Below are 12,803 nucleotides of genomic sequence, written 5' to 3'. Positions count from 1 at the left end.
CAACAACTTGACCTCCATGTCGATTCCATAGAGGTCCTCGATGCTTGTATTCTGAAACTGACAAAGTGCACATCGGTCCGCAGCTTATGTCAATCATTTGCATGTTTCTCATCCCATTCCAGAATTGCTTCGACGTGTCTACTCTATTGATAAACCTACCCTATGAATATTTTTTATTAGTTGTGCGAAGATTATTTAAGATAGATATTTCTGTCTTTTTGAAGCACCAAAGCTAATACGAGCTACTTCATACGCTGAACTTTGGGCATTTTCAATCATATTGCTCATTGGATTTGGACTTTCTGTGATATTGGCTCTGGGGTTCGTTTTCCCTATTCCTCAGTTACCTTAACCATTAGAACCTGAGATTCCTCCAGCTTCCTTATTATGAATACTACCCAGACAAGAGGTATCAATAAGCTTAAAGGTAATATCACATACGGATTCTTTAGTGCATCCAGTTTAATGGTCTCGATTACATTGGATGGTACCATAGCCAATGCGATGATAACAACGGTCATGGGAACAATTAATGGCTTGTAATCCTTGAGATTCAATCATTGAGCCAATCCGATAACAGGAGGATAAAAGAAAACCAGCAGTTCCAAATAGGCGGTCGATAACCACAAGATCATAAATATAGCTTCGAATCCTCTAAATTCTTTGCCGCTTTTTTTCTATCGTTTAAACACGGAAGCCAGATTGCCATTGCCATAAATAGGATGGTCTCTGCTGCAAAGGGGTACTGGAATCGAAGTCCTTTAAAAACAGGCATCACACCGTTTTCCATAACAGGAGCCAGGTTTGTCCATTTTAGATTCGACATAATAAAAAGCAACAGCAGTACGATCAGAGCAATCATCGTGATTGAAAAAAATTCAGCAGTCCTGGAAAACACCTCAAAGCCCTTTTTCATTGCATACACGATTAATATACATATGAATACGCTGATATAAATGGAGGGTGTTTCTGGCAAGAAAAACTTCATTAATTCAAGTGTTTCTCGCAAAATGAGAGCGGTCATCACCCAAAAAGCTATAATATAGAACAAACCTGCGATTTTCCCAGGGATATTTCCTAAAACAATTGGAAGGTACTGAACAAACGTTTTATCGGGAAATCTCTTTCCCAACTGAATCAATGTAAGCCCAAGCAGAGCCGCAATACCATACGCCAACAGAACCGAAATCCAACCATCTCTTCCGGCATCTTTAATAGCAGGTACCGATAAAACAATAAAAATGTTCCCCACACCACCGGCCAAAATCAACATCAGAGCTTGATTGCCAGATATTTTCTCTTTATTCTGAAACAAGACAATCCCCTTCTTTCAAAGTGCTTACAATACAGGTTCAATAATCATGCCAGTGTTTCTAATTTTTATTGTAATGTTCATCAATACATCCAACTCTGGAAAATACTCCTCCCAATTGTCCTCAAGTTTTTTCCATATTATGTTCATTTTTGTTTTTTTTGCTTAACTGCAATATTTTATTCAACAAGTACATTCCAACGCTGGGCTTGGCCATGTAAAACAAAACACCGACATCCTTTCGGTTCGTTTGAACTAAGAAAATGACGGTGCTTTGTTTTATCTACTTTGATTGCGGGCTAAGCTTGAAAAAACAGTCTGAAGATCATGGCTGCAGCCTGCGCTCTGGAAGCATGGTCCTTTGGTACGAAGCTTCCCTCTCCCATGCTGTTGATAATTTCTTAGCTAGGACTGTACCAAACGTTATGTTGCATTGTCCAGTGTTGATTTTGCCCCACATGATACCTGACGAACAGAAACGCTCCTCTGGACTCTCTTGGTTTTTGTGTTGATGCTGATTAACAGCTACGCATACAACGTCGCAGACGAGTTCAGAATCGGTCAGGGTAGATAAGTGTATCTCTGTCGCAAGATGCTGTAATTTTAAAATATTAAAATTCGTCGTCTGAATTGAAATTCATTTAAAGTTGCGCCGCTCATACCCTCTGAGCGGTTATTTGTGTTCACCAAATAAGGGATATACCTCCCAATTTTTCTCAACGCTTTCAGTCACTTCGCGCTCTTCAGATTCACCAGTCTTGGCATTTCTTCTTTCCATCGTAATGTGTCCATTTTCTTGAAAACCCATAACCATACTCAGCAATTCTGATGATATTTTCGGGATTTTTCCCATCGCTTAATACAGCAGTATACGGTTGGTGATTTAATGGCATAAATTTGCCGTCATCTCATCAATCATATTCCATGGTTTCTTTTTTAAAATCGACCACTTATCACAATAGAATATTTCCATTAGTTAATACACCATTCCGCTTACATCTCGTATGATAATATTTCTTATTGTAGCTTCGTCCAGAATTTTTTGCGGAATATTGTTGGCAATCATTTTGCTGAGAGCGCTCTCAATCTGAAGCTGTCCTCATCATCGGCTCTTTGAACGGCAAGCTCAATACATTTGAATTCAATAGTCTCAAAAAATTCCGAGATGTCGAGAATCTCTTTCTCGCTCAAATTCATTTTAGGGATGAAATTGTCAACCATATTATCGTTGATCGATTGAGAAAATTATAAAAATATTTTAAAAAAGATGACTCCTAACGAATTACGAATTTAGGAGCCATCTTTTGGATGTAAAGGCACTAGGTGTTTTGTTAACTGTCTACGAAGCAGTTCACAGTTCAGATCCTAGGATCTGGCGCAATTTCAAATATAGGATGCAGAAACCGACCCTATTTGGGCCACATCGCTTCAAATTGCTCTCGATACTCCTGCGGACTAACACCTTCCATCTCCTTGAACACACGGCTAAAATGCTTCGTATTCTCGAATCCGACCATTTCACTTATCTCGTAGACTTTGTACTCTCTTGTGACGAGTAAATCCCGGGCCTTATCGATACGCAGCTTTTTTAAATAATTGACGAAACTTTCTCCGGTGTATTCCTTAAAAGCCTGACTGAAGTACGAATAGTTCAAAGATACATGGTTGGAGACGATCGTCATATTCAAATCCTTCTGGTAGTTGTCCTGCATGTACTGAACGGCTTTCTTCATCTCTTTATGATCGATGTAAAACGTCTTCATGCTTCGTACATAGTCATTCAATCGACGTAACAGACCTTCCACACTATGGTAGTAATCGTGAAAATAGTTAAAGTTCGAAATGTCTCCGACTCTCTTGAATAGCCGCAGTATTTCTATAGACTCTCCCCCGTACACATGAAAAACCTTATCAAATACAAGATCGTTGAAAGCTTGACTCACGACTTCCAGATAAGCGAAGTCGAAGCGAGCCACCGTCTTGATATCGAGTACCTCCATAAGCAGCGCCATCATTTCCTTGTCGCGATTGGTTCCAAGCATGTTAGCGATTTTCTTGATCATTTCTATAGGGAGGACGAATTGTTTGCTTTTCTGGCTGATACTTTCGTAGCGGATGACCCCGGGCGCAGATTGCAGGAATGTGTATTTCAGCGCCTGCTGCGCTTCTTGATATGTGGACTGCAAACGCGTCATACCATAGGTAAACACGCTTAATCCCATGCTGTAGGTGAAATATCCATCTTCGCCAATCCGCTCCGTCAAGTACTGAAAAAGCTCTCCGTGCTCGGCAATGAGAACGAACTGGTTCTCCTTATCGAGCACATGCGCTCGACGCTGTCGAAATTTTTCAGGTACATTTCCAATCTCGGCTTGGATTTGCGCCAAGAATTCATTATGGACCATTCCTTGGGCGATCCCTCTGTATTGCAGCACACCAAGCTGGAAGCCGTCATTCAACCACTCCAAATCGATATCCACCAGCTTGGCCCGCAGGTCCAGCTCCCCTAGATGGGGGTGCCTCAACAAATAGTTAAGCTGGCTTTCTTTGAATGCTTCACGCTGCTTGAGGAAACTTGTTAATTGTTCACTAATCTGCTCTTTCTGCTGGAGCCCCTTCTCCAACCGGAGAAAAGTGCGGGATAGATCGTCACGAACGATCGGCTTAAGCAGATATTCCTTTACCTCACAGCGAATCGCTTCCTTCGCATATTGAAAGTCATCGTAGCCACTCAAAATGATAACAGCCGGTATCCAGTCCAGCTCTTGAATCCGATTGATGAGCGTGATGCCATCCATGACTGGCATACGGATATCTGTGATCACGATGTCCGTGGATGAAGCTGACAGCAGCGCTAACGCCTCTTCCCCATCACAAGCGAATTCGAAATCATACGCATCTGGAAATTCGCGATTGATCATGGCCCGTAAGCCGAGTCGGATATTCTTCTCATCATCTACGATAAGTACTTTTCTCATAAGCAGATAGTCCTCCGGATAATATTAAGTAAGGAAGCTTCATCATCACTCGGGTGTAAACGCCCACCCTACTCTCTACCTTAATGCCATACTCATTGCTATAGTACATCTTAATTCGTTGTGTCACGTTGCGTAATCCGATGCCATTACCTTCATTGTCACCAATCTGCTTATTACCGACGTACTTCGTATGAAAGTGGGCATCGTCCATTTCGATCTTCTCATGAAGCTCAATAAGCTTTTCTGGGGACATACCCGCACCATTATCCATCACCTCAATGAGCATCCCGTCTACCATCTGCCAAGCTCGAATCAGGATCACGATGCCGTCACGCCTGACTTGATCTGAGTTCATGCCGTGCTTTACGGCATTCTCGACAAGAGGTTGAAGCGACATCTTCAGCACTTCCTGCTCCTTATAACCTTCCGGGATATCCAGCTTGAGCTCCAACTTGTCATCATAACGGATATTCATAATCGCAATATAGTTCTGAATATGCCCGATTTCATCTCGCAGTCGGACATGATCACTCGACCACTTCAAGCTATAACGCATGAGTGCACCGAGGGAGGTCAATGCATCGGAGATCGTGTACTGCGCCTCGACTTCGGCCAGCATTTTTAAATTCTCCAACGTATTGTAGAGGAAATGGGCGTCGATCTGATTCTTGAGCGAGTTCAGTTCCGCTTCTTTCGTTGCTGCCTTCTTGTTTACAGCTTCAACGATAAGCTCATTCAACTTTTTCAACATCTGTCTGAAATGATGGGCGAGCTCGCCAACTTCTCCACCTGCATCGATATCGATCTGCACGTTCAGGTCGCCACTACGCACTTTTTTCATCGAATCCCGTAAGATGTGCAGCTTTTTCAAGATAAGAGACTGCAGGAAGTAGGTGATCACCGACAAAAGTGCGATCAAGACCACCGCTGCAGCGATGAAAAGATTACGGGTATGTTTAATTTGCGTAACCGGGTTTTCCAGTGATACCACATTCAACAGATGCGCCCCAAGTTGATCAATAGGTGTAGTCAGGCACAAATAGGGGGTACCCCCAATTGTAAACGTAAAGCTGGAGCCACCCTGATGCGGCTGTCCTTCCCAATCCCTCCGAAGCTGCTCCAGATTCATACCTTTAAAAAAGGGGCTGCCGGTATCGGTAAAAATCCCCCCCGAACGGTCAACAATCAGCATATGGGACTGTCCGTCCTGGTTCGGACTAAACGCCTTCTGAAAAAATTTATCAATTTGCATATCTACTACCCTAATGCCGACATGTGTAGCAATCGGAAAACAGATCTCCCAAAGAAGGGATACATAGGTCGAGGTTGACTCCATGACCGTATTTTCACGCTTCAAAATGTCCTTCTCATCCTTCAAAATCTCCCACCAAACCGTGCCCTTCCTAGCCAACACATGCTTATACCAAGCTCTTCCCTCAATACGGCTTTCATTAAAGATGACAGGCCAGATTTCCTTGATGCTCGGATTATTAGTAAACAAGCGAACGTTCATGATGTTCGGATTACTAAACATGAGTCGCTGCAAGTTTGAAGACGAATTCGTATCGAAATTGACCAGTTCCGGAACTTCTAACTCCCGGGTACTGAGCAAATAATTAAAGACTTCTCGATCGGCTGTGGACAGTTGAGCGGTTCGCTCCATAATTTCAATATTGTTGAGAATACTGACCTTCTCGCTCTCTAACACATATTGATTCTTCTTGATCGTATCTTGAATCGTGTTCTGATAGAATTCATTAAACAGATACCACGAGAACAAAATAATGGGGATTAAAATAATGAGAATATACGCACCGATTAGTTTCACTTGTATGGAAATACGGTTCGTCAACAGTGTGAGCCGCATTTTCCACTCGCTTAGAATGTTTCCCATGGACACATCCAGCCTCTCTGACCTAATTCTCTTAGCTTCATACAACTTTCACCGGATGCAGGTAAAATTGTAGCGAAAAACCCAAGAGCCTGGATAACCAGACTCTCGGGCTGACACATAGGGCTACTTCAAGAACCGCGGTGTTACTTTGCGAACTGGGCAAGTTTCTGCTTATTCGCTTCAAATTCCTTCTGCTCGTAAGCCTGTACCTTATCCAGACCCGCCGCTTTGCGTTCCTTCTGGAATTTATCAAAGAGCTGATCGAACTCTTCGTCGGATTTGGCTAGCAGCAGCTTCGGCAGCGTTTTCCCCCAGTTTTGGGCTATTTTCGTATGGATAATCCCTTCCTCAGATGTACCTGTCGGCAAGATGTTGTCATATTGCGAGAAGCTCTTCGTCTTACCCTTCGTCCAATCTTCAGGCTGTTTGATCGGCTCCACAGTTTGCGGCGCCCATTTCAACATCATGTTTGTATCCATCAGCATCCAGAACGTGAAGGACGAACCATATTTTTTATCAAATGCTGCGCGATCTTTGTTCATCAAATCAAACACTTCCGGCTTGAATTGATCCTTGCCGTCAATCGTGTCGTAGCTAACGCCTTTTTCTCCTAGGTACACATCTTTATTGCCTTCCTCACTCATTAGATAGCTAAGGAATTTAATCGCTCTCGCTTTATCCTTGACGTCTTTGGAGATCAACGTTACCGTCCAGCCGGAGATGCCTGGACCCGGCAAATTAGGCGCATCTTTTTTGACGTTGGCAGGGCCGTCCACAGCAATATACACTTTGTTTGGATCTTTTTGATATAAGGAAATATTTTGGTTAGCCATATCCGAGCGCTGATACAACATGGCGAAGTAACGGCCCTGCGCGGTTTTCTCTTCCATTTGTGGGCGTTTGTCGATGAAAATATCTTTGGCCAGCAAGCCCATTTCATTGGCTTTACGGAATGTTTTCAGCCAACTCACATATTCCGGATCAGTGAAACGATCGTAGAGCTTGCCATCCTTTTCATAAGGAATTGCAAGAAAGTTTGCTAGCATGGAATTGTTTTGTGCTGCGTCCAGAAATGATAAATTCCCTTTGTCTTGAAAATCATGCAAACCAAGCGGAATGAGCGGTTGGCCGTTCACTTCCGGGAACTTCTCTTTAGCCGCTTTCAGGGCGTTCAGGAACCCTTCAGGCGTTCTCATATCCGGCTTGCCAATTGCCTCATACATATCTTTGCGAACCAAGAACGTTTGGGTCGAAGTGAAGTTTTCCCCATACTTCTTGTAGTCCTGCTGAGAGGAAGATGCATTCGGATAGCCATAAAATTTGCCGTCCTTTTGTGTGTACCAGGATGTCTTGGCAGGGTCGGCCACCTTGAAGAAATATGGATCATACTGCTTCGCGAGGTCACTCAGCGGGAGCACCATATTGCCTTCGATCATTTTCTTCACCGCATCCTCGTACCAACCAAGCGTAATGATGTCAGGCAGCTTGCCGGAAGCAATCATCGTGTTCAGCTTCTCGTTCTCATTGCCGGCAGGTACGATGAAGTTAACGTTTACGCCGGTTTTCTTCGTGATGTATTGGGAAGTTGCGTCAACGCCCCACTTGTTCGGAAACCAAGAGAAGTTTAAGTACCAATCGAACGTAATGGGCTTCGTGTCGGATTTCCAGCCTGGCTCATCGGCATTTGCTACAGGCGTTGGGGAACTTGTCCCTTTTTCTACCGCTTTCGTCGGCTGCGGACTGCTAGAGCTGCTCGCGCCTTTGTCCGTAGAACACGCGCTTAAAGATACGGCTGTGAACAGAGCAAGCAGTGTAGTTAATGTCTTGCGCGTTTTAATCTTCTTCATGTACGTTTTCCCCTTTTCTGCATCATAATAGTATGTTCAATCTCTGTCATAAGACAAAGATTATCACCGGAATCTAGTGGAAGAAAACAGGTTCATACACTTAACCTTTGATCGAGCCAATCATGAAACCCTTTACAAAGTATTTCTGTAAGAACGGATACGCGATAACAATCGGCATGGTAGTCACAACCATCGTCGCCAGCTTAACGGACTGGGAGGATACCGTCTTAAACACGTTGCCCGATGTTGCTGCGACCATTTGGTTGGAGCTAGACTGCGCCACGACGCGGTATAGATACGTTTGAATCGGCTGAAGGTCACTCTTGTTAATAAAGATCATCCCCGTGAAATAGTCATTCCACTGATAAACGCCATGGAAAAGCGCAATGGTGGCAACGACAGGCATGGAGACCGGGAGAATGATTTGGTAAAAGATTTTGAAATCGTTTGCGCCGTCGATCTTGGCAGCTTCTTCCAGTGCATCGGGAATTTCTCGGAAGAAAGAAAGGAAGATAATGAGATCGAAGAAGCTGAACATCGCCGGGATAATGTAGACCCAGAAGCTATCGAGCATCCCTATATCGCGGATTAGCAAGTAGTAAGGAATCAATCCGCCGCTAAAAAACATTGTAACGGTACCGATGATCATATAGACCGTTCGGCCTATAAGCTCTCTGCGCGAGAAAGCGTAAGCGACCATCGCCGTGAAGAACACGTGGATGACGGTGCCGACGAACGTTTTGGCTACAGTGATACCCATGGCGAGCATAATGCCATCGTTGGCGAATACAGCTAAATAGCTGTCGATGCTGAACATCCGAGGCCACCAGTAGATACCTCCCCGCATGGCGTCTTGTCCTTCATTGAAAGAGTTGACAAGCACATACCAGATCGGATAGAGCGTGGCGAAGCAGATGGCTAACATTAGCAAGTTGTTAAACTGGTCAAAAACGACCTCTTTGAAGGTTTTTCGTTTCAAGGAAAGCATCGTTGCGGCACCTCTTTCAAAATAAGGATGTGTTGTTCATACGCTTCGTGATGAAGTTCGCCGAAAGAAGCAGAACGAGCGATATGAGGGATTTAATTAAACCGACCGCCGTAGCATAAGAGAAGCGGCTTTGTTGAAGACCAATTTGGTATACGTACACGTCGATGACGTTACTGGTGGTTTCGTTCAGTTGATTCTTGAGTACGAGAATTTGATCAAAGTTTGAGTTGAGAATGCCGCTGACGGCGAGAATAAACAAAATTGTTATCGTGCCTTTGATGGATGGCAGCGTGACGTAGAACATTTTCTGAAACCGTCCTGCGCCGTCGATGGTCGCCGCTTCATACATTTCAGGCGAGACACCTGAGATTGCTGCCAGGTAGATGATGGCAGACCATCCTAACTCCTTCCAAATGTCCGAAGTGATAATAATACTCCAGAAATATTGAGGCTCGGCCAAATAACTGATTGGCTCTTTGATGATTTTCAGCGCCATCAATATATTATTAATAATGCCAACATCTGCCAGCCATGTAGCGAGGATGCCTCCAAGAATGACCCATGACAGAAAGTGAGGAAGATACGAAATCGTCTGCACCAGCTTTTTGTAACGGACGGAGCGGATTTCGTTCAAAAAGAGCGCGAAAGCAATCGGCAGGGGAAAACCGATGATCAGTTTGAGCACGCTCATGCCAAGCGTATTCTTAATGACATAGCCTAGATTGTCATCTTCCATGAAAGCTTTGAAGTTCTCGAGTCCAACCCAAGGAGCTTCAGAAATCGCTTTGATGATATTAAAATCCTTGAAGGCAATGATGATTCCGTACATCGGCACATAGTTGAAAATAATCATCCAGGCGACGCCAAGGAGCGCCATCGCCTGCAAATATCGTTGTCCAATTAATTTGCGTAGCAGCCTTGTCATTTTGCTTCTAGCTGCTATTGTTTTGTGATTCGGAATGTGGATTTCCACTTCTGTATTCATTCTGACTATACCTCCAGGCCTTCCGCATTTTCGCAAGCAGTTTCATATCACTCATTGTACGTCCTTCCTCTTGGCAATGTAAGGCTTCAAATTTCTGCTAGGGTTGCTATTTTTCAGGTGATGTTCCTCCTGTTTACATTCGGTGCTATCGAGGTCATAGGTGAACATGGGCTAACGCTCGTGACAGGATCTGTAGGCGCTAAGAGCAGAAGGTTAAGTAGAAGGAGATGGTAAGCACTTGCTGCTGAGCGGCCGGGCTTGGCAACTGGCTGGCTTCCCGAATAAAACGAAGATTCGAAAGCAATCCCCCCCCCTTATCTCCATATACCTAGAAAGTTAAAGGCTATAGAAATGGGGGGGCGATATGGTTTTAACTTTTCGAAATGAGGGAACAGACCGGCATGTCACATCATTACTTCATTGAAGTTGTAGCTGTTAAGAATGCCTCAACCTCAGATTTATTCGGAATACCTTCTAGGGCACCTTTTCGTGTAATTTTAATTGCAGCAGCAGCAGAAGCAAATCGCAAAGCCTCTTCCGAAATCTCCTTCGAACCTGTCAATGCAGCCAAAAAGCCTATGAAGGTATCCCCTGCTGCCGTCGTATCAACTACTTGTACGTCGAAGGATGGGACATGTATAACATTACAGCTACTATCAGTAAACATTGATCCTTTCTTTCCTAACGTCAACACGACGTTCCCTACTCCTCCATTTATTAATTTTGCAGAAGCTTGAACTGCTCTGTAATCGTTAGAGACGGGGATTCCAGTTAAAGACTCGGCTTCAGTTTCATTGAGAATTAACACATCAATTAAATGAAGGATATCTAACGGTATTTGTAACGCTGGGGCGGGATTAAAGTAAACGCTAATGCCTCGTTTATAGGACTCTTCCATCACATATCTCGTCGTGTCCCAATTTATTTCATTTTGAAGCAACACAATATCAGCAGTATCAAGTACCTCAAGAGAATCTTGTATATCGCTTACTGTTAACAGCCCGTTAGCTCCTTCTGAAAGAATAATATGATTTTCTCCTGATGCATCTATGGTAATTGACGCTAATCCCGAATTTCCAACTTTATGTATCATAAAATCCGACTGGATACCCATTTCACGAATAGCAGACAAAAGCTGCGAAGCGAATGGGTCATTGCCAACAGCCCCAATTAATGTGACCTGAGCTCCAGCTAGTGCTGCAGCTGCAGCCTGATTGGCTCCCTTTCCTCCAGAATTAAAGTCAGTCTTTATACTTTTAATCGTTTCACCAGGGAGAGGATGTTTCAACACATGATTCACTACATCCATATTAATACTGCCTATTACAAGTATTTTTACCACAAGCCTATACCTCACTTCATTTTTGATAAAATCAAATTCAAAGGCCGAAATCCGTGTTCTCGTTCACATAGAGTTCGCTGGGTTGAATTCGATGTTGGCCGTTGTGCAGCAGCTCTGGCAAACGCCCCATCCGCTCAGCCAAACGGGACAGCTTTTGCTCATGAAAATTAGAGAGTCCTGTATGAATCCGGTCTTGGAATGGCTTAAGCCATCTTGTTTCCAAGCTTTCAGAACCGAAATAAACCCCGAGCAGTGAGCCAGCTGTCGCACCAAAGCTGTCCGTATCATTGCCCTGCATCACTTGCTTGCATATCCCGTCGCCGACATTGTCAGCAAATCGAAACGTATTCATTAAGGTACCTATTTCCTGATAAACCTGACAATGGAAATAATTCGCATACTTCTGGTTAATGCTCTGATAGGCTTCCAGCCAGTTGTCTGCATCCGCGACCATCTGCAGGCAATCCTGAGTAATCTCATAGAATCTGCTCCGTCTAGGTACGAATTGCAATGCAGTCCTAATGATTTCAATCGGATCGCGCAGTACCTGCGCTACAGCAATCGCAGCAGCAATGAACATGGTCGCATATATACCGGTCCGGCGATGTGTGAAGCTTGCATCACGCCATGCCAGCTCAGCCGCAAGTGCTGGCTGTCCTGGGCAGGCATAGCCATAAGCGTCTGCGCGAATCGCCGCACCGCATAATTCTGTTTCCTGTACCAAGAAGTCAGGCCAAGCCTCAATTTCAGAATGATTGAATATCTCCTTATCATGCTCCAAATAGCTAATCCCGGATCGAAGCAGGATCGCCCTCTCTGGCCCCCACGTTGTACTTATCGGAATATGATTTATCCATAAATCTCTTAAATTTCTTTTTGTAAAACCAACGCCGAATTGCTCTAACGCCATCATTCCCATTAATGTGTAATTGATATCGTCGTCAGGCGCCACATAACCAATTCGCCCCCGGGTCGTCTCATACCAAGACCAATGACGACGATCCAACGCATGGAGAATTTCATCCGAAATGTAGTTGTTCAGTGGCCATTCCCCAGCAGAAGTTAGCGCTTGACGCAATTCCGACAAGCTGGGGTTTACCTCAATCGGTTTCCCCAGCATAGAGCCGCAAACTGAAGCGAGAAATGCCGCCTCTACCCGCTTCGCGCTGTCCTTCAGATCCAGGATTCCGACCTGTCCCAGAGGTCTAGCCGGATCGCATTCCCGCCATATATCCTCTAAATCGTTTGGCTCATAGTAGGACCAATTGTCCCTCATTGGAATAGCAGCCAAGCTATGAGCGAATTCCAGATAGGCATCATAGCTTGCTGGAAGCTGCTCCAGCTTGGCTAAATAACCGGAGGTTTGATGTCCCTGCTCAAATTTATTGCGTAGAATTTCCTCTAATTGACGTTTAAGAAATGTGAGTGATGGTAGCATGCTGTATCTCCTTATCTCT

The 12,803-nt window shown here is 44.3% G+C and carries 10 protein-coding genes; all 10 read right to left on the bottom strand.

Features of this window, described 5'->3' with window-relative positions:
- Window positions 1–631: 631 nt before the first annotated feature.
- Window positions 632–1,315, bottom strand: a complete 684-nt coding sequence (locus IEY34_RS08400; RefSeq protein WP_229757527.1) for a GerAB/ArcD/ProY family transporter — start codon at window positions 1,313–1,315, stop codon at window positions 632–634.
- Window positions 1,316–1,339: 24 nt separating this feature from the next.
- On the bottom strand, window positions 1,340–1,462 hold the full coding sequence (locus tag IEY34_RS37725) for a Ger(x)C family spore germination C-terminal domain-containing protein (protein ID WP_373291195.1): 123 nt from the start codon (window positions 1,460–1,462) through the stop codon (window positions 1,340–1,342).
- Between the two features lie 523 nt (window positions 1,463–1,985).
- Window positions 1,986–2,165: a hypothetical protein gene (locus IEY34_RS36620; protein ID WP_229757526.1), complete on the bottom strand. Its 180-nt coding sequence runs from the start codon at window positions 2,163–2,165 to the stop codon at window positions 1,986–1,988.
- Between the two features lie 556 nt (window positions 2,166–2,721).
- Window positions 2,722–4,290 carry a response regulator gene (locus IEY34_RS08390; protein ID WP_189010230.1) on the bottom strand — a complete coding sequence of 523 codons (1,569 nt, stop codon included), beginning with the start codon at window positions 4,288–4,290 and terminating at the stop codon, window positions 2,722–2,724.
- Complete coding sequence (locus tag IEY34_RS08385) at window positions 4,265–6,184, bottom strand: sensor histidine kinase (protein WP_189010228.1); 1,920 nt, start codon at window positions 6,182–6,184, stop codon at window positions 4,265–4,267. Before IEY34_RS08385 ends, IEY34_RS08390 begins: the two co-directional genes overlap by 26 nt.
- A 143-nt stretch (window positions 6,185–6,327) precedes the next feature.
- Window positions 6,328–8,031 (bottom strand): type 2 periplasmic-binding domain-containing protein, encoded by a 1,704-nt coding sequence (locus IEY34_RS08380; protein ID WP_189010226.1) that lies wholly within the window; start codon window positions 8,029–8,031, stop codon window positions 6,328–6,330.
- A gap of 100 nt (window positions 8,032–8,131) precedes the next feature.
- Entirely contained in the window at window positions 8,132–9,019 is an 888-nt protein-coding gene (locus IEY34_RS08375) for a carbohydrate ABC transporter permease (RefSeq protein ID WP_189010224.1), read from the bottom strand.
- A gap of 16 nt (window positions 9,020–9,035) precedes the next feature.
- Window positions 9,036–9,944 carry an ABC transporter permease gene (locus IEY34_RS08370; RefSeq protein ID WP_229757542.1) on the bottom strand — a complete coding sequence of 303 codons (909 nt, stop codon included), beginning with the start codon at window positions 9,942–9,944 and terminating at the stop codon, window positions 9,036–9,038.
- Between the two features lie 472 nt (window positions 9,945–10,416).
- On the bottom strand, window positions 10,417–11,346 hold the full coding sequence (locus tag IEY34_RS08365; RefSeq protein ID WP_189010220.1) for a ribokinase: 930 nt from the start codon (window positions 11,344–11,346) through the stop codon (window positions 10,417–10,419).
- Between the two features lie 37 nt (window positions 11,347–11,383).
- Window positions 11,384–12,784, bottom strand: a complete 1,401-nt coding sequence (locus IEY34_RS08360) for an ADP-ribosylglycohydrolase family protein (protein ID WP_189010218.1) — start codon at window positions 12,782–12,784, stop codon at window positions 11,384–11,386.
- Between the last annotated feature and the right edge of the window lie 19 nt (window positions 12,785–12,803).

The sequence above is a fragment of the Paenibacillus marchantiophytorum genome, from assembly GCF_014640555.1.
GTDB lineage: Bacteria > Bacillota > Bacilli > Paenibacillales > NBRC-103111 > Paenibacillus_E > Paenibacillus_E marchantiophytorum.
This window is presented reverse-complemented; position numbering and strand designations above follow the sequence as displayed.